This window comes from Novosphingobium indicum (genome assembly GCF_014645195.1).
GTDB classification, from domain to species: Bacteria; Pseudomonadota; Alphaproteobacteria; order Sphingomonadales; family Sphingomonadaceae; genus Novosphingobium; species Novosphingobium indicum.
The window spans coordinates 186,144-207,708 of sequence record NZ_BMLK01000008.1; the positions used below are offsets into that span (position 1 = coordinate 186,144).

Consider the following 21,565-nt stretch of genomic DNA (forward strand, 5'->3'; position numbering starts at 1 on the left):
TCCGGCCTTTTTCGTCAGGCGACGGTGATCGTCTTGCCGTCCTCGGCCGTTTCGAAGTGCGCGAGGTCGGGGTGGACAAGCATCTCTTCGCTCATGTGCGTCAGGACAAGGCGCTTTGGTCGCAGTTCCTCATGGTGTGCCTCGATTGAATGGAGGCTGAGGTGCGTGACCACTGTCTTGTCGCGGAAGTAGGCTTCGGCGATGAACAGGTCGGCGTCGCGCGCGATCGGGATCAGGGCCTCGGTCCATTCAGTGTCGCCGGTATAGGCAACCGATCGTCCTTCGGCCTCGACCCGCACGCATAGATAGGGACCGCCTGGCGGTCCGTGGAGCGCTTGTTCGCCAAGCACCCGTATGCCTCCGATGTCGACACAAGTTCCCGCCGCCAGCTCGCGCAAATGCAGATCGAACTTGCGGGTAGCCTTGGCCGAGCCGGGAAAGGCGGTTTCCATGACGCGTTCGAACCAGTTCTCAAGTCCGACAGGGCCGACAATCGTCAGAGGCTCGCGGCGTTTACTGAAGAACTGGGCATCGAGGAGGAAGAAGGGGATGCCGCCGAAGTGATCGGCGTGAAAGTGCGTGACCACGATTGTCGTGATAGCGTTGCGGTCGATATCGAACTGCTTCATCGCCACGAGCGCCGTGGCGCCGCAATCGATCAGCAGGTTCGTCGTTTCACCAACGAGATGAAAGCAGGTGTTGAAGCGTCCGCCTGAGCCGAAGGCATCGCCGCAACCGATGAATTGCAGCGATAACGCCACCGGCTCAGTCCTTGCTCACGACATCGATCATGTGCTCGACGGCCACGAATTTCTCGCGGGGAGATCCTTCGCGGGCATTGGCGATCTCGGCCTCGTTGATCTTCTGCCAATCGGTGAACTTCACGTAATCCACACCGCGTGAATCCGCCAGGGCATCGAAGCCGGGGCGCCCAGCCTTGCCGGAGCCTTCGCCGATGTCCTCGGCGACCTTCTCGACGATGGCGAAGCCGTCCGGGCGGTTGGTGCCGATGGTGCCGGTAGGGCCGCGGCGGGCCCAGCCCACGCAATAGAGGCCCGGCGCAATACGCCCCTCCTGATTGGCGAAGTGGCCTGCCTTGTCGTCATAGGGCACGTCGGGGATTTTCGAAGTCTGGTAGCCGATGCAGGCGACCACCAGCCCGGCGGGAATGCGATAGGTCTCGCCGGTCCCCACGGCCTTGCCGTCCTCCAGCCGGGTGCGTTCGACTTCCACTTCCTCGGCGCGCTCGGTGCCCAGGATCGCCTTCGGCGAGGCAAAAAAGTCGAATTCGATGGCGATGTCGTGGTCTGCGCAGGGCTCGGCCGCCGCGAAGGTGCGCAAGTGGCCAACCGACTTGCGTTGGCCGGGATCGAGCGCGGCATCCTCGGCTTCGTCGGGCAGGTCGCCAGCATCTACGTGAGGGCAGGCCCGCGCAAGCTTTCCGAGTTCGCCCAGTTCCTTGGGGGTCATGGCGATCTGGTGCGGCCCCCGCCGCCCTAGAATGACGATGCGGCGGATCTGCGACGCATCGAGCGCGCTCAGCGCATGGGCGACGATATCGGAGCCTTCGAATTCCTCCTGCGATTTGGCGAGGATGCGCGCCACATCGAGCGCGACGTTGCCATTGCCGATGATGACGGCCGTATCGTGGCTGAGCGCGGGATCGAGTTTGGCGAAGTGGGGATGACCGTTGTACCATCCCACGAAGGAAGCCGACCCGAATACGTTCGGCAGTTCCTCACCGGGCAGTCCCATCTTTTTGTCGTTCGGCGCGCCCGTCGCAAGGACTACGGCGTCATACAGGTCCTGCAGTTCGGCAATCGCAATGTCCTTGCCGATGGTCACGTTGCCCACGAAGCGAACGTTTTCGCTGAGGGCCGTCGTTTCATACCGGCGCGAGACGCCCTTGATCGACTGGTGATCCGGAGCCACGCCGGTGCGGATCAGCCCGAAGGGGACGGGGAGGGTATCGAAAATGTCGACCCGTACGTCCTCGCTCCACTGCTTGAGCGCGGCTTCCGCCGTGTAGTAACCAGCGGGTCCGGAGCCGACGATTGCTATGTGCCGCACGAACATGTCTCCCTTTGGCCGGACTGAGTTTGGTCCGTTTGTATGCAAGCAAGCACGGCCAAGGTAGCAGGGGCAAGTAAAATTACGCTGGGCCAAGGGTATGGCAGCATTACGGCCTGTCGCCTTTCCACAAGAATGCAAACGATTGGAAAAAGCGTGCTTAACGGTTTGGAAATGGCCTTTCGGGCAATAGCGTTCCATGGCCAGAACGGCGTCTCGCTCACTTCCTGAATCGGCTCGATCCGACGAAAATTCCGCACGCACTCAAATGCGTCACAGGCGGAAAGGTGGCAAAGCGTCTCCAATAGACACGGAATCCAAGGAGCTGGCGAACTTTGCGCGCCTGCTTTCCGGACCTGTCAGCGATCCGCTGCACTTCTTTGTGCCGTCGAGTTGGGCGGTCATGGCGCCTTCGCTGCTGGGCGTTGCCGTCTTGCTGGCGCTGCTGTCCGGCACGATACCGGGTGCTGCATCGATTGCGATTCTTGTCGGGGCGGCGCTGATTTGCCTCCTGGCACCGACGCTATCGCGGCTGGAGGCCAAGCTACACCACCGCGACTGGCGCCGCTATCTGCTCATGGTCACCGTCGTGGACTGGCCCATGGTGCTGTTCGGTGCAGCGACTGCGCAATGGGCGGCGGACGGATCGGCTTTTCATTGGGAAATGACGATCCACGCTTATGTGTTCATGGTGCTCATCGCCACGGCACTGCTCGAAGGACGGATGACTTCGATCATTTCCGCCACCATCGCCCTGTGGGCCGGGGTGACGTTCGTCGATGGTTCGGGCACATCGTTCCTGATGCTGGCCGCAGGTACATTCTTCGGGTTGTACCTCATCATCCGGCAGTCGCGCTTTGCGGCCGATGAAGCTGCCCGTCTGGCGGAGAGAGAGCGCGAACATCGCCGTGCCGAAGAACTGCTCAACGAATATGAGGAAACCGGGCAAGGCTGGTTCTGGGAAACCGATCGCCGCGGCAACATAACTTACGTTTCGCCCCGCATTTCCCACCTGCTGGGCAAGGCGCCTCACGAATTCGACGGCAAGCCGTTCACCAGTCTGTTCTCGCTCGAAGCCAATGCGCAGGAAAGCGAGCGCACGCTGCCGTTTCACCTCTCGACACGGTCATCGTTCAAGGAATTGTCCGTTCGGGCGGCAACGGGCGAGCAGGATGAACGCTGGTGGTCCATTTCGGGCCGACCGGTCATGGACCAGTTCGACAACTTCATGGGTTTTCGCGGTTCGGGCACCGACCTGACCGAGACGCGCAAGTCGCAGGAGCACGTGACGCAGCTCGCGCGTTTCGATTCGCTCACCAAGCTCGCCAACCGCTTCCAGATGTCGGAATGGCTGGAAAAGGTCCTCAATGCCCCGCGCGTCGAGAGCCGGGCTTGTGCGGTCTTTCTGCTCGATCTCGACCGGTTCAAGCAGGTGAACGATACCATGGGGCACCCGGCGGGCGATGCCCTGTTAAAGCAGGTTGCCGAACGCCTGACGACGACGGTCGGCGACATGGGCCGTGTGGGCCGTCTCGGCGGTGACGAGTTTCAGGTCATTCTGCCCGGTCATCACCAGCGCGAAGGGCTGGCCCATATAGCTCGCAGAATCATTGAAAACCTGTCGCAGCCTTATTCGATCGACGGGGCCCGTGTGATCATCGGCGCCTCCGTCGGCATTTCGATCTGTCCGGAAGATGGCGTCAATTCGGAAGACCTGATCCGCAATGCCGACCTCGCGCTCTACGCGGCGAAGGGGCGTGGACGAGGCCGCCACCACTTCTACGACGAGGACCTGCATTCCGACGCGAAGGAGCGTCAGCAGCTCGAGGAAGACCTGCGCGATGCCATCGCCAGCGGCTCGCTGGAGTTGCACTACCAGCCGCAGGTTCGCACGACGACCGAGAAGATTACCGGCTTCGAGGCCTTGCTGCGTTGGAAGCATCCCAAGCACGGCTACATCTCACCCGCCAAGTTCGTGCCGATTGCCGAGGAAACCGGTCTGGTCGCGCAGATCGGCGAGTGGGCGCTGCGCACGGCCTGCAAAGACCTGGCCCAGTGGCCGGAAAGCGTGCGTGTCGCCGTCAACGTGTCACCGCTGCAGTTCGCCAATCCGGCGCTGCCCGCCATCGTCACCAATGCGATTACGGCAGCCAGAATCGCACCGGAGCGGCTGGAACTGGAAATCACAGAGAGTGTGTTTCTGGGCGATGACAAGTCCACCGAAGCGATGTTCGCGTCGCTCAAGAACGTGGGCGTGCGTCTGGCACTCGACGACTTCGGCACGGGCTATTCTTCGCTCGGCTATCTGAAGCGGGCGCCGTTCGACAAGATCAAGATCGACCAGAGTTTCGTTCGCGGGGCGACCGTGAAGGGCAGCCGCAACGGTGCCATTATCTCTTCCATCGTCAGCCTTGCCGAGGCGCTGGGCATGGAAACCACGGCCGAAGGCGTCGAGACGCTCGACGAGCTGGATCTGATCCGCATGCTCGGGTGCAGCCACATTCAGGGCTACATCTACGAGAAGGCGCTCAGCATGAAGGCGGCGACGGAGCGTCTGAGCCATGGGCTGAGCGCGGTGGCCAAGGGGCCGCGCTCCGCCCGCGCTCCGCGCCAGACGATGCTGCGCAAGGTCCTGCTGGAACACGGAAAGCATGCGTACAACGGCACGATCCGCAACATCTCGCAGACCGGGGCACTGATCGAGGGGCTCTGGAACGTGCCGGTGGGAACGCAGTTCGGCGTGCATCTGGCCAAGGACTACGTGATGATCGCCACGTCGCGCTGGTGCAAGGAAGACCGCATGGGCGTGCAGTTCGCCCAGCCGCTGGAGCTGGACGACAACGGCAGCGTGCTGTTTACACCGCCCCGGCCGAAGCGGGAGGACGGTGAACAGCACAAATTGCGGCGGTCTGCCTGAAAGGGGCTGCTGACAGGCTCGTAAAGCGCTGCTAACGGCGCTTTCATGACCGAACTCTCGCAGATCCGTAATTTCAGCATCATTGCCCACATCGACCATGGCAAGTCGACGCTCGCCGACCGGCTGATTCAGTTCACCGGCGGCCTCACAGAGCGCGAAATGTCCGCGCAAGTCCTTGATAACATGGACATCGAGAAAGAGCGCGGGATCACCATCAAGGCGCAGACGGTGCGCCTCCACTATACCGCCAAGGACGGCGTGACCTATGAGCTGAATCTCATGGACACCCCCGGCCACGTCGACTTCGCCTACGAGGTCTCGCGCAGCCTCGCCGCCTGCGAGGGCGCGCTGCTGGTGGTGGACGCGGCGCAGGGCGTGGAAGCGCAGACGCTTGCCAACGTCTACCAGTCGATCGAGCACGACCACGAGATCGTCCCCGTCATCAACAAGATCGACCTGCCCGCCGCCGAGCCCGAGAAGGTCAAGACCGAGATCGAGGACATCATCGGCATCGACGCCAGCGACGCGGTGCTGACCAGCGCCAAGTCGGGCATCGGCATCGAGGAAGTGCTCGAAGCCATCGTCGCGCGCATCCCGCCGCCCACAGGCGACCGCGACGCCCCGCTCAAGGCCATGCTCGTCGACTCGTGGTACGACCCCTATCTCGGTGTCGTCATCCTCGTGCGCGTCTACGACGGAGTCATCAAGAAGGGGCTCAACGTCAAGTTCATGCAGGGCGGCACCGAGCATCTGGTCGACCGCGTCGGCTGCATGAACCCCAAGCGCATCGACCTGCCGGAAATCGGCCCGGGCGAGATCGGCTTCATCACCGCGCAGATCAAGGAAGTGGAGCAGGCCAAGGTCGGCGACACCATCACCACCGTGAAGAACGGCGCGCCCAAGGCGTTGCCGGGTTACAAGGAAGTGCAGTCCGTGGTGTTCTGCGGCCTCTTCCCGGTCGATGCGGCAGACTTCGAGAAGCTGCGCGAATCCATCGGCAAGCTGCGCCTCAACGACGCCAGCTTCACCTACGAGATGGAAACCAGCGCCGCGCTCGGCTTCGGCTTTCGCTGCGGCTTCCTGGGCCTGCTGCATCTGGAGATCATCCAGGAACGCCTCAGCCGCGAATACGACCTCGACCTCATCACCACCGCGCCCTCGGTCGTCTACCGCATCCAGCTCTCGCACTCGAAGACCGAGGATGCCGAGACCATCGAACTGCACAATCCGGCCGACTACCCCGATCCCAACCGGATCGAGGAAATCGAGGAGCCGTGGATCAAGGCTGTGATTTACACCCCCGACGAATACCTCGGCCCGATCCTCAAGCTGTGCCAGGACCGGCGCGGCATCCAGAAGGACCTCACCTACGTCGGCGGCCGCGCGCAGGTGACCTACGAACTGCCGCTCAACGAAGTGGTGTTCGACTTCTACGACCGCCTCAAGTCGATCAGCCGCGGCTATGCCAGCTTCGACTACGAACAGATCGGCCTGCGCCCCGGCGACCTCGTGAAGATGAACATCCTCGTCAACAACGAGCCGGTCGACGCGCTCTCGATGATCGTCCACCGCTCGGTCGCCGAGGAACGCGGCCGCGGCATGTGCGAGCGCCTGAAGGACCTCATCCCGCGCCACCTGTTCAAGATCCCCATCCAGGCTGCGATCGGCGGCAAGGTGATCGCCCGCGAAACCATCTCCGCCATGCGCAAGGACGTGACCGCCAAGTGCTACGGCGGCGACATCACCCGCAAGAAGAAGCTCCTCGAAAAGCAGAAGAAGGGCAAGGCGAGGATGCGTGAATACGGCAACGTGAGCATCCCGCAGGAGGCGTTTATCGCTGCGCTGAGGATGGGGGAAGAATAGCCGCAGCGGCGTGAGCGAGGCTCGCGCAGCAATCCCAGTTTTAGCAGGCAGTTGCGGTCCTGCTGGCGGCTATTCCGGCTGGCCTCGCGTAGCTGGAACGCGCAAAACCTCCAGCCTGCGCGGAAATTACGATAAATAGATAGTTCCATTGCGATTGTAGCCTACGCAACTGCGTCAGACCCCAGCCAGCAATACATCTATTGCACCAATGATTATGTCGCGGTGATCCGAGAGAGAAGCGATAGCAGGCCCCAGATCGCTCCGACGGACCGCCGCAGCAGACTGCGTTAGCATCACGAACTCTTCACCATTCAAATCGAATAGCGGATTAAGGCGCGTTATGGGTTTCGGGGCGTGCTCGGCAGATAGAAGCGGTACGACGAAACGACTATCGATGTGATCAAGCAAATCTGACTGGCAGTCGATCACAAGGCTTTGGCCTTTGGTGAGCCTGTGTACGTCGAATTGCGCCATGTCAGAACAAGCGCAGGTTTTCGAGTGGTAGTCCGTTCTCGTCGACGTAGCGATTATAGGAATCCATCGCCTCGCGGTTTTCCGCCAGCCAGCGTTGAGTCCGCTTTTCCGCAATCGCTGCTGTTAAACCCCGCTCACATGCCTGGGAAATGTTGATCCCCAGTTCACGCGCTTCCGCCAGATGGTCGCGGTTGAGGGACACGTTGGTTGCGCGGCGTCCCGTATTGGGTTTTGTGTCTGCGGAATGCGGGGGGGGCATGTGCATATTTTATGCGCATATCTATGCGCATGCAAGGCAAAAGTTCGTACATGGGCAAGGACTAACGTAAAAGGCGCAACGGAGCAGCCGGGGTGACCGTCCAAGCTGCAGGGGCCGGATGCCGGGCGATTGTGACTCAGGTCCGGGGCTGTAGGACAGGAGAATGGGCGTAGCCATTTTGTGCCAACTATCGGAAAACGTTCGATAGTGGACACAACCGCAGTGACATTTTTGTAATCTGGGGGGTGCCGCCGTTGCCTAACATGCGTTATCTATGGGTCGAACATTGGCGGAACGGTATCGATCATGGGGCAGCGTGGCGGCGCGCTGAAGCATAATGACAAGTGAGGACGAGGCTGCGGGCGATCGCATTGCCGATCTGGCCCGGGCTTCCGATTCGACGCAGCGGCTGCTGGAGGCCTTTCCCGGGCTGACGGCAAAGCAGCACGAGGTGCTGCGCTTCGTGGCGGAGAATCGCACCAGCAAGGAAATCGCCTTCGAGCTGGGCATTTCGGAAAGTGCCGTGAACCAGCGGATCGAGGGTGTGCGCAGCCGCACGGGCTCTCCGCCGCGGGCCGAGCTGGCGCGTGCCTATCGGCTCTACCAGCAGGATGGCGAGGGCGCGGAGGCGCAGGAAACCGCGGATGAGGACGATGAAACCTGTAAGCCGCTAACAGGCAAGATTACTCAGGTTCCCTCCGGGTCGGGTCAGCAGCAATCTCGATGGCAGGACGCGATGGCCGACGATGCCTCCGTTGCCGAAGCGGTGATCTACAGGCTCACAGCGGAACGGCAGCGGGAGCGCGAAGGCCGGGTCGTCCCGGAGGCGCTCGACGGTGCCCATGCCGGGCTCAGCCGCACCGCCGCGATGATCGCGATTGCCGTGGGGATACTCCTCGCGGGGCTCGTCGGTCTGAGCGTGGTGCAATCGCTGAGCCATATCATCTGACCGGCCTGGGCGCGGACCTCCTGACATGACTGCTGTGATGGGCACATCGACCGGGCCGATGCTGCCGAGGGAGGAATTCGATGACCATGACGATCGCCGCCGCCACGGCCCGTATCTCTCGTCAGCTTCCCGATGCGGAGCTGTCGCTCGATGCCGCGCTGCTCGCTTCGACGCGGCTGATGGAATCCATGCTGCTCGCCCGCCAGAGCGACGGGGTGGAGACCTTTGCAGGCCAGGCCGCGCTGCTGCGGCTCGCCCGCTCGCAGCGCTCGCTGATCGAGAGCCAGAACGACATGATCCGCGTCCACCGGGAACTGCTCGACACCGGGCGCGAGGTGAAGGCGATCGACGACGATCCCGGCTCCTGCCCGAACCAGGCCTCGCTGGAAGACGCCGCCCGGTTCGTCCGCACCGCCTGACGGGGGTGCCATCCCCGCGCTTCCCCGCGAGAGGGGAGCCGGGGCGCGGGGGAGCGTGGCAGGGGCCGCGGGATGCTTGACATACTGTGGTACAACAAGGCCTACATCGAGCACGCGTGCTTCGTGCTGCTGTTCCTTGTCGCCCTGCGGCGCGGCGCGGCTCCCGAACGCATTCTGACGGGGACGATCGCGGGCATCGTGATCGTCCACCGCATCTATCACCTGATCGTTGGGAACGAAGGCATCATCTGGCGCGAGGCGGACATGGGCCACCTCGCGCTCGATTGCGTCTCGTTCGCGGTCGTCATTCCCGTCGCGCTGCGCGCCAACCGGGTCTATCCGCTGTGGATCGGAGCGGCGCAGATCATCGCGATGATGGCGCATGGCTACCGGCTCTCGCTGACCGACATCAACCTGTTCGCCTACCAGATGATGTCGATGATCCCCTCCTACATCCAGCTTGCGGCCCTGACGCTGGGGCTGATCTGGCACATCTCGCGGCACAAACGGATCGGCGACTACCCCTCGTGGAGCAACGCGCTCCCGCCGCCGCGCTGACCGGGATTTCGCGCTGTCCGAACGGCTCCCGCGATTTTTCGCTCCGGCAAGGCTGCGAACGTTTGACATCGTCGATGCGACACGAAACTGTCGAAAGCGCAGTCTAGAGCCGCGCCGACCGAATAGCGGCGGGTACCATGGAGTATAACGCTTGAGCGAGATCGTTACCGTTTCCACCACGCCTTTCGAAGGTCAGGCCCCCGGTACTTCCGGTCTGCGCAAGAAGGTGAAGGTATTTCAGCAGCCGAACTACGCCGAGAACTTCATCCAGTCCGTTTTCGATGTAGTCGCGCCCGAGCCCGGCGCGGTGCTGGTGATCGGCGGCGATGGGCGGTTTCACAACCGCACGGTGATCCAGGAAGCGATCCGCATGGCCGCGGCCAACGGCTACGGCAAGGTCCTGGTCGGCAAGGGCGGTATCCTCTCGACCCCGGCAGCCAGCCATGTGATCCGCAAGTACAAGGCCAGCGGCGGCCTCGTGCTCTCCGCGAGCCACAACCCCGGCGGTCCGGACGAGGACTTCGGCATCAAGTACAACATAGCCAACGGCGGCCCGGCTCCCGAAAGCGTCACCGGGGCGATCCATGCCCGAACGCAGGAAATCGACCGCTGGCTGACCGTTTCGGCAGAGGACATCGACCTCGATACGCCGGGCGACGTGCAGGTGGCGGGCATGACGGTTTCGATCATCGATCCGGTTGCCGACTACGCCGATCTGATGGAAACGCTCTTCGATTTCGACGCGATCCGCGCCGCGGTGCAGGGCGGCTTCACGATGCGCTTCGATGCGATGAGCGCGGTCACCGGTCCCTATGCGCACGAGATCCTCGAAAACCGTCTTGGTTTTGCCAAGGGCACCGTGATCAACGGGACGCCGCTGGAGGACTTCGGCGGTCATCATCCCGATCCCAACCTGATCCACGCCGAACCGCTCTATCTGGCGATGATGGCGGATGACGCGCCGGACATCGGCGCCGCCTCCGACGGCGATGGCGATCGCAATCTCATCATCGGTCGCGGCCGTTTCATCACGCCGTCGGACTCGCTAGCTATGCTCGCCGCGAACATCGAATGTGCGCCGGGCTACAAGGGCCGGCTTGCCGGTATCGCCCGGTCCATGCCGACCAGCGCTGCAGCCGACCGCGTCGCCGAGGCGCTGGGTGTCGGCTGCTTCGAGACGCCGACGGGCTGGAAGTTCTTCGGCAACCTGCTCGATGCCGGCAAGGTCACGATCTGCGGCGAGGAAAGCGCGGGGACCGGGTCCGACCACGTACGCGAGAAGGATGGCCTCTGGGCCGTGCTGCTCTGGCTCAATATCCTCGCCGTGCGCAAGATCAGCGTCGATGCGCTCGCCCGCGAACACTGGGCGAAGTACGGCCGCAACTACTATGCGCGCCACGACTTCGAGGGCGTGGACAAGGCCGGCGCCGATGCGCTGATGGAAGGCCTCAAGGCGCAGCTCGATACGCTGCCGGGCAAGGCTTTTGGCCCGCTGACCGTGGCTGTGGCGGACAGCTTTTCCTACACCGATCCCGTCGATCAGTCGGTCAGCGCCAACCAGGGTATCCGTGTGCTGTTCGAAGGCGGCAGCCGCGTGGTCTTCCGCCTGTCGGGCACCGGCACGCAAGGCGCGACGCTGCGTGTCTATCTGGAAAACTACACCGGACCGGACGGCGATCTGGATGCACAGACGGCCGACATGCTCGCACCGCAGATCGCCGCTGCGGAGGCCATTGCCGGGATCGAAAAGCATACCGGACGCACGAAGCCCGATGTGATTACCTGACCGCGTAAATTCAGGTCTTAAACCCACAAACGCGGAGCCAAGGGCGCGTGCTTGACCCGCGTCAATGCCCGTAGCGGGAGGCATGCCATTGGACATTTGCCGCGATTGGAGAAAAACTCTCGCGGCAAATGGAGGGGCGCAAGACGTGAACATGCGAAGCCGCTTGGCACGGCTCTATGATGACAGCGGCGTGGTGTCTCGCCGTTATGGCTACTTCCTGCTGGCCTTCGATGCGGCGATGATCCTCTACGTGGTCATCTCGTCGTTTTTCTGGGGCTCGCAGGTCATCGAGATCATCGACCTCGTTCTGGGCCTCTTCATTGCCTTTGATTACACCGCCCGGGTTATCGTGAGCCGCAACCGTATACGCACGGCGTTCGGTTTCTGGGGGCTGGCAGACCTCATCGTGATGCTCTCGCTGCTGGCGCCGATTGCGGGCGAGGGCTTCGCTTTCCTGCGCGTGGTGCGCACCTTCCGCCTGTTGCGCTCGTATCATCTGCTTCGGCAGCTGCGGAACGACTTCCACTATTTCCGCCGCAACGAGGCGACGGTGTTCGCGGTCATCAATCTCGCGCTCTTCATTTTCGTGACCACGGCGCTGGTGTTCGAAACGCAGCACGGCAACAACCCCGATATCCAGCACTATGCCGATGCACTCTATTTCACGGTCACGACGCTGACGACCACCGGCTTCGGCGACATCACCCTGCCAGGGCCGACCGGAAGGCTGCTATCGGTCGTCATCATGATCTTCGGCGTGTCGCTGTTCGTGCGGCTGATCCAGGTGCTGTTTCGTCCCCCCAAGCTGGAATACGAGTGCCCCGACTGCGGGCTGTTCCTGCACGAGCCCGATGCAATCCACTGCAAGCACTGCGGCCACCTGCTGCATATCCCCAACGAGGGAGCGTATTAGCCCTGGCCGGGCCGCCTCACTTGCGCGGGCAAGAGCGGGGCCAGGTCGATCTGCATTTCCGGCAGCATCGCGACTTCGGGTCTGGCGAAGAAGTAGCCCTGACACAGGTCCAGTCCCAGATCACGCACGGTTTCCACCTCTTCGCGCGTCTCGAGCCCTTCGGCGAGGCAGGTGATGCCAAGCTGGCCGGTGATGTCGGCAATGCCCTTCACAATGGTCTGGCGCGCCGGGGAACCGTCGATCCCCCGGATCAGCGCCATGTCCAGCTTGATGAGATCGGGCAGGAGATCTGCCAGCAGGGCGAGCCCGGCGTGCCCGGCGCCGAAATCATCGATGGCCGTGGTGAAGCCGAAAGTACGGTAGGCTTCGATGATGTGCCGGACGTGCGGAATGTCGGTCATCGGCTCGTCTTCGGTGAATTCGAACATCAGCTGCGACTTGTCGAACCCGGTCCGGTTCGCCGCATCGAGCGTGGCACGGATGCAGGCGCTGGGTTCGTAGACGGCGTTCGGCTTGAAGTTGATCGACAGCTTGGTCTTGCCGTCGTGCGGGATAAGCGGGGCGGCGAGTTCGATGGCCTTCACGCGGCAGGCCTGATCGAAGGCATAGACGGTTTGCGGATCGACCTGTTCAAGGATCGATGCGGCCGATTCGCCATTGGGGCCGCGGACCAGCGCTTCATATCCCCAGACGTTGCCGGAGGACAGATCGACGATCGGCTGGAAGGCCATGGTGAAGGAAAACGGCAGGCGCGTGCCATCCTTGCATCCCGAACATTTCGGTCGTTTCGTGACCGTTTCAGCCTGTGCCGGAAAGGCCGGATCCAGGTAACTCACGCAGCAGCCCTTTGATAACCAAGGAACCTGTGTCCCAGAACTTGCTTGAAAAATTGCTAAGCCCGAAATCCGCGGCGATCGGGCCCCTTCAGCCGAGCATCAACTTGCCGGTCGCGCATGCGATTTTAACGCCATATTTACCCCGAATGGCCTCTAATACCCGCGATGCAAACGTTTGTTGATCATGCGCGCAAGTGGGGTTGGTTCGGCTTTGTCGGGCTGAGTTACTTCGTCACGGCAATCGCTGCGCTGAAACTCAGTCATGGGCCCAACGACACGGCAACGATCTGGGCGCCCAGCGGGATTGTTCTGGGTGCGCTTCTGGTCGCCACGCGCGGCGCGTATCGGCAGATCTTGGCGGCTGTGGCGGTCGCCAGCATTTCCGCGAACCTTGCCTCGGGCAGCGGGATTGTGACTGCCGTCACCTATACCGGGGCGAATTTTCTCGAGACCCTGATCTCGATGGGGCTGGTTCGGGTCATCACGTCGCGCAAGCTGTCGTTCAGCGACCCGATGGCCGTGCGTCGGTTCGCCATCGTCGTCGTGTCGTCTTCGACGCTGAGCACGGCTGCCGCTGTCATTCTGAGCGGCGAGTACAGCCGAGACTTCATCGGTTCGTGGTTCATGACGGTCTTGCTGGGGCAGCTGATCTTCGCTCCGCTGGTGGTCACGATCCGGCGCAAGGCGCCCCGGTTCTTCAGCCGCAATGCCGAGTGGCGTCTGGGGCAGGCGGTGGTCCCGCTCGCGCTTGTGGTGGGCACCTCGCTGGCCGTCTTTTCCCAGTCCGACTTTCCTGTCCTCTTCGTTCCTGTCCTTCCCATTCTGTTTGCGACTTACCGGTTCGGCCCGCTCGGTGCTGCCTTCAGCGTTCTTGTCGTCGCGGCAATCGGGTCGTTTGCGACCGTGGCAGGTCTGGGGCCCTGTACCGAGGTAGCCGCGATGGGCGTCTCGCCGATCACGTTCCTGCAGCTTTACCTCGTAACCCTGCTGCTCGCCGCGCTGCCGCTGGCTGCTGCGCTGGCAGCCCGCAACACCAGCTACAACGAGCTGATGCGGCAGAAGGGCTTTTTCGAAATGGCTTCGCAGACCGCGCATATCGGTCACTGGCGTCTGGTTCTGGAAGGGCAGAAACTGACCTGGTCGGACGAGGTCTTCCGCATTCACGGCCTTCCGATCGGCGCCCCGCCGCCGCTTGAATCGGCCATCGACGCCTATCACCCCGACGATCGCGAAACGGTGGACAGTGCGCTCTCGAAGTGCATCGAGACTGGCGGCGATTTCAATTTCGACGCCCGGATCATCACCTCGCAGGGCGAGGCTCGCCACGTCAACAGCCGCGGCCGGGCCGAGGTGGATGCCAACGGCAAGATCTTCGCCGTGTTCGGTGTGTTTCAGGACATCAGCCAGCGCGTGAAGGTCAACCAGCAGCTGGAAAGCGCCCGCCAGATGGCGGTGGACGAGGCGACGCACGCACGCGTGCTTGCCAATACCGACCAGCTTACCGGGCTGCCGAACCGCCGGCGCACGATGGCCGAATTCGAAGCGGCCCTGAGGCAGGCCGAGGCCGCCGGTACTGACCTTGTGGTTGCCGTGCTGGATGTGGATCACTTCAAGGTCGTCAACGACAACTACGGCCACGTGATGGGGGACCGGGTCCTTCGCGAGGTAGCCGACATCGGCACCGGTTGCCTGCGCAGCACCGACACCTTCGGCCGGATCGGGGGTGAGGAATTCCTCGTGGTGTTGCCCGGCGCCACTGTCGAGACGGCGCAGTTCGTGGCCGAGCGCATCCGCATTCGTGTGATGGAGATTACAGAGCAGAAAGTCGGGATGCCTGCAGTGACCACCAGCATCGGTCTCGCGGAGTTCAAGCCGGGCATGTCGCTCGAAACGCTGTTCCAGTCGGCAGACCGCGCGCTCTATGACGCCAAGCATGCCGGCCGCAATCTGCTCAAGGTCGCCTGAGTTTCCGCGCTTCGGGGTGCCCTTGGCGCCTGTGATGTTCTAACGTGGCATCCATGGAATTCGAGATCCTCCCCGTTACCCGGTTCGAGCAGAACTGCTCGATCCTGTGGTGCGAGGCGACGCGGCGCGCTGCGGTCATCGATCCGGGCGGCGACATTCCCGAAATCCTGAACTTTATCGAACTGCTGGATCTGGAGCCCGAACTGGCGCTCGTCACCCATGGCCATTTCGACCATTGCGGCGGCGCGGCGCAGTTCGCGGCGCTGACCGGCGCGCGGATCGAGGGGCCGCATCGCGGCGATGCGGCCCTGCTGCGCAATCTCGGCCAACAGCCCGCTTTTCATGCGGCGCGGGCTGGTCTGGAAGGTCCGCTACCGAGCGCGCGCGAAGTGGCCGTGCGCAGCGGGGAGGGGGAGGTCCCGCCTCCGGCCTCGGGCGTGCGCAGCTTCACCCCCGACCGCTGGCTGGAGCATGGCGAGCGTGTCCGCTTCGGCCGGGAGGAGCTGGAAGTGCTGCATTGCCCCGGCCATACGCACGGACACCTCGCCTATTTCCATGCGGGGCGCCGCCAGGCTTTCGTCGGCGACATCCTTTTTCGCCATACGATCGGCGCCTGGGACCATCCGCACGGCGACCTGAAGACGCTGGTCCATTCGATCCGCGAACAGCTGTTCCCGCTGGGCGACGACGTCGCTTTCGTGCCGGGGCACGGTGAGACCTCGACCTTCGGGCACGAGCGGCAGACCAATCCCTTCGTCGGTGACGCCGCCTATGCCCGCTGGCGCGACCGCCTCGCGACGTCTTCCGACTGACCAGCACCCAAATTGGATATGCTGCGCTGCCGAAAATGGCGGTTATGCCCCCGATTTCGGTTGCCTGCACGATTAATGTATACATAAACTGCAAAAAGTCCTTGCCCCGGACCGGCCGAGGTTCCATCACCCGCTCACGAGAGGAAACGCGAAGAACGGGCAAAGACCATGAGCAAGAAAATCCACCTGATCAGCTTTCAGATCCATTCACCGATCAACCACACGGTGCTCAGCTGGGCCGCCCCGGGCGACAACCGGCTCGAGGCCATGGCGGACCTGAAGAAGTGGCAGGACCTCGCCCGCACGCTGGAGCGAGGCATGTTCGACGGGTTGTTCTTCGCGGATACGCCGGGCGTGTTCGACCGCTACCGCGACAGCCACGAGGATGCCGTGAAGTACGGCGTGTGCTGGCCGAGCCACGATCCGGTGGTGCTGCTTTCCGCGCTCGCGGCCTCGACCACGCACCTCGGTCTTGCCGCGACGATGTCGACCACGTCGTACAAGCCGTGGTCGATCGTCCGCCAGCTTTCGACCGTCGATTACCTGTCCGGAGGTCGCGTCGGCTGGAACATCGTGACCGGCCACTTGCGTGGCGAGCACCGCGCGATCGGATACAAGGACGTGATGGAACACGACCGCCGCTACGACGCGGCGGACGAGTTCATGGAGGTCTGCTACGCGCTCTGGGATTCCATCGGCGAGGGCGCGATCCTCGCCGACCGGGAGAACGGCGTCTATGCCGACCCGTCCAAGGTGAAGTTCGTCGACTACCACGGTGAGTTCTTCAATTGCGAGACGGTCGGCCCGGTGCTGCCGAGTGCGCAGGGTCGGCCGGTGCTGTTCCAGGCGGGTACCTCCGGGCGCGGCCTCAAGTTCGGCATCGAGCACGGTGACGTGGTGTTCTCGATCCAGCCCAACCTGCCGGGCATGATGCGCTACATGGGCCAGCTCCGCGACGCGGCGGCGGAAATCGGTCAGCCCGCGCCCGGCGTGGTCTTCGGCATTCAGCCGATCCTCGGCGGTACCGAGGAAGAGGCGAAAAGGAACCTCGACGAGCTGATCGAGCGCATGCCGCTCGACGCGTGCCTTGCGCGCCTCTCGGGCACCATGGGCGTCGACTTTGCGGGCATCGATCTCGACAAGCCGATGCAGGAGCAGAAGACCAATGCCTCGCAGGGGCTGATGAAGGCCTTTACCTCTGTGCTGGGCGACCGGCCTTTCACCTTGCGCGAAGTGGCGCAGAAGTGGGGGCTTTCGGTGGGCATGCCGCAGCTTGTCGGCACGCCCGAGCAGGTGGCGGACCAGATGGAGCACATCTGGCGCGAAACCGGCTGCCACGGCTTCAACATGACGCCCAACGTGATGCCCACTTCGATCGAGACCTTCGTCGACGAAGTCGTGCCGATCCTGCAGAAGCGCGGCATCTACCGTACCGAATACGAAGGCACGACCTTCCGCGAGAATCTGGAACTGGCCTGAGCATGGGGGACATTTCGCGGCGCGCGCATAACATTGCCCAGGTGCGCGACCTCGCGCGGCGGAGGCTGCCGCGCGCGATCTGGGAATTTATCGAGCGCGGCACCGAAGACGATCTGCTGACGGGCCGCAACGTGGAGGCGCTGCAGAAAGTGCAGCTGCTGCCGCGCACCCTGCGCGACGTGTCGGGGCGTTCGAGCGAGATCGAACTTTTCGGGCGTAGACAACCGCTGCCGCTGGTGATTGCGCCGACGGGCGTGTCCGACCTGCTGTGGCATCGCGGCGAGCGGGCGATCGCCTCCGCCGCGGCCTCTGCCGGTATTCCCTTCACCCAGACAACCAGTTCGACCACCAGTTTTGCCGACATCGCCAAGTGCGCCACCGCCGGGCACTGGATGCAGATGTATCTGTGGGAACGCCGCGACTTGTCCTGGCGCGTCGTCGAGAATGCCGCAGAGAACGGGGCCGAAGTGCTGGTGCTCACGGTCGATACGCCGATGTGGCCGCTGCGCGAGTTCAACAAGCGCGCCGGTATGGGCAACCCGGTGCGGATCAACCGTACGCTGGTTTCCGACTTCCTCAAGCGGCCCTCGTGGTTCGCGTCGGTGATCGCCCGCTACTACTTGCAGGGCGGGCTGCCTCAGTTCGCCAATTATCCCCCGGAAGTGGGCGGCAAACTGACCGGCACGGTCAGCCGCGTCGCCAATTCGGCCTCGGTCTGCTGGGCGGACGTGGACGAGCTACGCAAGCGCTGGTCGGGCAAGCTGGTGATCAAGGGCGTGCTCAGCGCGGAGGACGCGAAGATCGCGCTCGATCACGGTGTCGATGGCATTGCCGTCTCCAACCACGGCGGGCGCAATTTCGATTCCTCGCCGCCCGCCATCGATGTGCTGGCCTCGGTGGTCGATGCGGTGGGAGACCGCGCCACCGTGCTGTTCGACAGCGGCGTGCGGCGCGGGGCGGATGTGGTGAAGGCGCTGGCGATCGGAGCCAAGGCGGTGCTGATCGGCCGGGCCACGCTCTATGGCTGCGCGGCGGGCGGACAGGCAGGCGCGCGCCATGCCATCGACCTGCTGGCGAACGAGATCGACGTTGCCATGGCCATGGTCGGGGTGAACCGGCTGGATGAACTGGATCGCAGCTATCTCCTTCCGGGGACTATCCGCGTCTGACAATCGCCCATAGCCTCCCGCGCAAACCAGACGGGAGAGTTCGATGTACCGGGCGATTCACCTCATCAAGCGCAAGCCGCACCTTACGCATGAGCAGTTTCGCGACCACTTCGAGCGCAGCCATGCGGCGATGGCGCTGAAGTTCTGCGGGCACCTGTTTACCTCGTACCGGCGCAATTACGTGAACACGGTGCTGGGCGGCGGCGATCCGCGCGAGGAAGGCAGCGGTTTCGGCCCGATGGAGTGGACCTGGGACCTGCTTTCCGAATGGACGCTGCCCGACGAGGCGACCTTTTGGGAAGTGCAGGCGATCATGGAATCGCCGGGCATCAAGCGTCTGTTCCAGGAAGACGAGGACCGCATCATCGACCGCAAGCATATCGTGATGATGCCCTGCACGGCGGTCTGCGATACCGGTACGGTCTTCGATCCCAAGGGGACGGTGTTCGACACGCCCGATGGCGAGCCGCGCTGGGATTAGGCTTGCACGGGCGCGCCGCTCCCGCCAAGCAGCCGCGATGCGCATTGCTCTGTTCGAACCTGAAATTGCCGGAAACGTCGGCGGCATTCTGCGGCTGGGCGCCTGCATGGGCACGCCGGTCGATCTCATCGAACCCATGGGCTTCGCCTGGGACGACAAGCGCGTCCGCCGCGCCGCCATGGACTACATCGATCATGTCACTTTCGCGCGGCATGACGGCTTCGAAGCGTTCCGGTCGACCGTGGACGAGAGCAGGCTGGTGCTGTTCACGACCAAGGCCACGCAATCAGCCTATGACTTCGTCTATCAGCCCGGCGACGTGCTGCTGTTCGGCAAGGAAAGCGCCGGCGTTCCCCCGCATGTCGCCGAGGTCTGCGATGCGAAAGTCCGCATTCCGCTACGTCCCGAAGTGCGCTCGCTGAACCTCGCCACGGCAGCCGCGCTCGCGTTGGGCGAGGCCTTGCGGCAGACGGGCGGCTTGCCGGGGTAGAGACCAGAGCGCCAAAACCAACGCAACCCCCGCTCACCCTGGTCGGGTCAGTCCTTGCGCGCCCTATCCAGCGTCTCGATCCGCGCGGCGGTGTCGGGTTGGTCCAGCAGGTCTGCCAGCGGCGCGTCGAGGCGGCGGCGCCAGTTGGGGTGCTCGGTGATCGTACCGGGCAGGTTGGGCTGTTCGCGCTCGGCCAGCAGGTCTTCGAGCGGGGCTATCGCAAGTTGCGATGCGGACCGGCCGATATGGCGCAGCGCGGCGTCGACGACCGGTTCGGGATCGTCGGGCTTGGGTCGCGGGCGGGTGTTGTGGGTGAGGGTGCCCCAGAGGCGGGCGCGGTCCTCGTCGCGGCGCTCCGCTTGCTGTGCCAGAGTGGTGTCTGCGGGGAAGCGGCTCAGCTTTTCCGCCCATTCGAGATCGCGCCCGGTCCACCATCCGGCCACCGTCGTGGTGTCGTGCGTGCCGGTCATGGCGACACTGGCGGGCGGATAGTCCTGACCGCCGATGAAGCCCTCATCCTTTGCGCGCTCGAACCAAAGGACGCGCATGCCCAGCATCTTGGCAGCGGCGACCGGGGCGGCAAAGCCCATGGGCATGGTGCCGAGGTCTTCCGCGACGATCAGTGCGCGGGCGCGGTGCGCTTCGAGCGCGACGAGGCGGACCATGTCCAGAAAGGGATAGGTCACATAGCCTCCGGCGCTGGCTTCCTCGCCCGCAGGTACCAGCCATAGGCGTGCAAGGCCAAAGGCATGGTCGATCCGCAGCCCTCCGGCGCGGTCGAGCGCGGCGCGCAGCGTGGCGATCCACGGCGCATAGCCGGCACGCTTGAGGCCCTGCGGCGAGAAGCTCGTGAGCATCCAGTTCTGCCCGTGCGGGCCGAGTGGATCGGGCGGCGCGCCGATCGTGAGGCCCTGCAGCATGGCATCGCGCATGGACCAGCTATCGGCGCCGCCGGTGTGGACGCCCACGGCAAGGTCGGCGAGCAGGCCGATGGCCATGCCGGCCCCTGTCGCGTTGGCCTGCACTTTCGCCATGCTTTCGCGCGCCAGCCATTGGGCAAAGAGATGGAATTCTATCTCCTCGCGGTTTTCTGCGGCGAACTTCGCCACGGCAGGGCCATCGGGGTCGTGGAAGGCGGCCGGCCAGTCCTGCCAGCCGCCCGCGCCCTGGGCGCGGAAGCGCACATCGAGCGCGTCGAACAGCGCCTGGCGCTGCAGGCCTTCGCCGTGCGGGGCGTTGTCCAGCGCGATCCGCGCGCGGGTCGCCGCATCAAGGCCAGCGAAGGTCTTGCGCAGGTCGGCGAGGCGCCGGGGCAGAGCGCCTTCCCAGTCGATCAGGGCGCCGCCCGGCTGTTCGGGAAGCGGGGGCAGACCCATCAGCTCGGGCGCGCCCATGGCGGTGTTGAGATAGAGCCGGCTGGAGGGTGAATAGGGGGAGAAGCCTTGGCCGTTGCCGGGAAACAGCGCGTGGACCGGGTTGATCGCCATCACGTCCGCCCCGCGCGCCGCGAAGAGCTTCACGGCCTCGTCGAGTTCGCCGAAGTTGCCGAAAGGATGGCTTGCCGCGCCGCGCAGGGCCGGAATCTGGACCGCCGGCCCCCAGAGCTTGCCGGGTGCGAAGTCGTGAACCGTCGGGCAGCTTTTCGGCGCGACGGCAAGCGTCAGCTCGTGGCCGGCCAGTGAAAGCCGGTAATAGCCCGGCACGTCGACCGGAGGCAGCGTCCAGTTCTCGACCGGAAGCGCGGTGGTGAACCCGTGCTCGTCGGTCAGCTCGGCGCGGGCGAGGCTGGCGGGCAGCACCGTCGGCAGGCCCGCTTCGGTGACGATCATCGCTGGCGGCTGGCGCTGTTCTGCGTCCAGTTGCTCCAGACTGTGGGCAATGTCGCGTTCGTTTTCGGCCGGATAGCCCAGCGCGGACGCGATCGTTGCGAGCGAGGCGTCGGAGACGGTCTGGCGCATGCCGTCGACGTCCCACCACTGGCGGGCAATGCCGATTGCCTCGGCAAGCTGGTACAATTGCTCGATGCCTGCCTCCACCGGCTGCGCAGGCTTGGTCTCGGTCCGAGCAAGCCGCTGCCCAGCTTAGCCATTCCGCTGCATTGCGGCAATCGCCGTGACTGGCGCTG

The 21,565-nt window shown here is 63.8% G+C and carries 19 protein-coding genes; 13 read left to right on the top strand and 6 right to left on the bottom strand.

What is annotated here, in order from left to right:
- Nucleotides 1-14: 14 nt before the first annotated feature.
- Together IEX64_RS10615 and IEX64_RS10620 are read right to left on the bottom strand one after the other, a co-directional pair.
- On the bottom strand, nt 15-761 hold the full coding sequence (locus IEX64_RS10615; RefSeq protein ID WP_188819635.1) for an MBL fold metallo-hydrolase: 747 nt from the start codon (nt 759-761) through the stop codon (nt 15-17).
- A gap of 4 nt (nt 762-765) precedes the next feature.
- Nucleotides 766-2,070: an FAD-dependent oxidoreductase gene (locus IEX64_RS10620; protein ID WP_188819636.1), complete on the bottom strand. Its 1,305-nt coding sequence runs from the start codon at nt 2,068-2,070 to the stop codon at nt 766-768.
- Nucleotides 2,071-2,269: 199 nt separating this feature from the next.
- Here IEX64_RS10620 and IEX64_RS10625 point away from each other — a divergent pair, with 199 nt between their 5' ends.
- Together IEX64_RS10625 and lepA are read left to right on the top strand one after the other, a co-directional pair.
- The gene (locus IEX64_RS10625; protein WP_188819637.1) at nt 2,270-4,987 is read left to right on the top strand and encodes an EAL domain-containing protein; all 2,718 of its coding nucleotides are present in this window, start codon (nt 2,270-2,272) and stop codon (nt 4,985-4,987) included.
- A gap of 45 nt (nt 4,988-5,032) precedes the next feature.
- Nucleotides 5,033-6,850 (top strand): translation elongation factor 4, encoded by a 1,818-nt coding sequence (lepA, locus tag IEX64_RS10630; RefSeq protein WP_188819638.1) that lies wholly within the window; start codon nt 5,033-5,035, stop codon nt 6,848-6,850.
- A gap of 174 nt (nt 6,851-7,024) precedes the next feature.
- Here the strand turns inward: lepA and IEX64_RS10635 are convergent, their stop codons facing one another.
- Both IEX64_RS10635 and IEX64_RS10640 read right to left on the bottom strand, forming a co-directional pair.
- Entirely contained in the window at nt 7,025-7,324 is a 300-nt protein-coding gene (locus IEX64_RS10635) for a CcdB family protein (protein ID WP_188819639.1), read from the bottom strand.
- A gap of 1 nt (nt 7,325) precedes the next feature.
- A complete protein-coding gene (locus IEX64_RS10640) occupies nt 7,326-7,589 on the bottom strand; it encodes a type II toxin-antitoxin system CcdA family antitoxin (RefSeq protein ID WP_188819640.1) in 264 nt (87 codons plus the stop codon).
- Between the two features lie 331 nt (nt 7,590-7,920).
- Here IEX64_RS10640 and IEX64_RS10645 point away from each other — a divergent pair, with 331 nt between their 5' ends.
- From IEX64_RS10645 to IEX64_RS10665, 5 genes are all read left to right on the top strand, one after another.
- Complete coding sequence (locus IEX64_RS10645; protein ID WP_188819641.1) at nt 7,921-8,532, top strand: helix-turn-helix transcriptional regulator; 612 nt, start codon at nt 7,921-7,923, stop codon at nt 8,530-8,532.
- 80 nt (nt 8,533-8,612) lie between these two features.
- Entirely contained in the window at nt 8,613-8,951 is a 339-nt protein-coding gene (locus tag IEX64_RS10650; protein WP_188819642.1) for a hypothetical protein, read from the top strand.
- 72 nt (nt 8,952-9,023) lie between these two features.
- A complete protein-coding gene (locus tag IEX64_RS10655; protein WP_188819643.1) occupies nt 9,024-9,509 on the top strand; it encodes a hypothetical protein in 486 nt (161 codons plus the stop codon).
- Nucleotides 9,510-9,660: 151 nt separating this feature from the next.
- Nucleotides 9,661-11,295: an alpha-D-glucose phosphate-specific phosphoglucomutase gene (locus IEX64_RS10660; RefSeq protein WP_188819644.1), complete on the top strand. Its 1,635-nt coding sequence runs from the start codon at nt 9,661-9,663 to the stop codon at nt 11,293-11,295.
- Nucleotides 11,296-11,446: 151 nt separating this feature from the next.
- The gene (locus IEX64_RS10665) at nt 11,447-12,208 is read left to right on the top strand and encodes an ion channel (RefSeq protein ID WP_188819677.1); all 762 of its coding nucleotides are present in this window, start codon (nt 11,447-11,449) and stop codon (nt 12,206-12,208) included.
- On the opposite strand, the gene IEX64_RS10670 is transcribed toward IEX64_RS10665, so the two are convergent.
- Entirely contained in the window at nt 12,205-13,044 is an 840-nt protein-coding gene (locus IEX64_RS10670) for an EAL domain-containing protein (RefSeq protein WP_308422598.1), read from the bottom strand. The two genes, IEX64_RS10665 and IEX64_RS10670, sit on opposite strands and share 4 nt — an antisense overlap.
- A gap of 165 nt (nt 13,045-13,209) precedes the next feature.
- Between IEX64_RS10670 and IEX64_RS10675 the strand changes: the two genes are divergently transcribed.
- From IEX64_RS10675 to IEX64_RS10700, 6 genes are all read left to right on the top strand, one after another.
- The gene (locus IEX64_RS10675; RefSeq protein ID WP_188819645.1) at nt 13,210-15,009 is read left to right on the top strand and encodes a sensor domain-containing diguanylate cyclase; all 1,800 of its coding nucleotides are present in this window, start codon (nt 13,210-13,212) and stop codon (nt 15,007-15,009) included.
- A 53-nt stretch (nt 15,010-15,062) separates the two neighbouring features.
- Complete coding sequence (locus IEX64_RS10680; protein ID WP_188819679.1) at nt 15,063-15,821, top strand: MBL fold metallo-hydrolase; 759 nt, start codon at nt 15,063-15,065, stop codon at nt 15,819-15,821.
- Nucleotides 15,822-15,989: 168 nt separating this feature from the next.
- Nucleotides 15,990-17,300 carry an NtaA/DmoA family FMN-dependent monooxygenase gene (locus tag IEX64_RS10685; protein WP_188819646.1) on the top strand — a complete coding sequence of 437 codons (1,311 nt, stop codon included), beginning with the start codon at nt 15,990-15,992 and terminating at the stop codon, nt 17,298-17,300.
- 2 nt (nt 17,301-17,302) lie between these two features.
- Nucleotides 17,303-18,469, top strand: a complete 1,167-nt coding sequence (locus tag IEX64_RS10690) for an alpha-hydroxy acid oxidase (RefSeq protein WP_188819647.1) — start codon at nt 17,303-17,305, stop codon at nt 18,467-18,469.
- A 43-nt stretch (nt 18,470-18,512) separates the two neighbouring features.
- A complete protein-coding gene (locus IEX64_RS10695; RefSeq protein ID WP_188819648.1) occupies nt 18,513-18,950 on the top strand; it encodes an EthD domain-containing protein in 438 nt (145 codons plus the stop codon).
- Between the two features lie 37 nt (nt 18,951-18,987).
- Nucleotides 18,988-19,440 (top strand): tRNA (cytidine(34)-2'-O)-methyltransferase, encoded by a 453-nt coding sequence (locus IEX64_RS10700; protein WP_188819649.1) that lies wholly within the window; start codon nt 18,988-18,990, stop codon nt 19,438-19,440.
- A gap of 47 nt (nt 19,441-19,487) precedes the next feature.
- On the opposite strand, the gene malQ is transcribed toward IEX64_RS10700, so the two are convergent.
- Nucleotides 19,488-21,455, bottom strand: a complete 1,968-nt coding sequence (gene malQ, locus IEX64_RS10705) for a 4-alpha-glucanotransferase (RefSeq protein WP_229710190.1) — start codon at nt 21,453-21,455, stop codon at nt 19,488-19,490.
- Nucleotides 21,456-21,565: the final 110 nt, after the last annotated feature.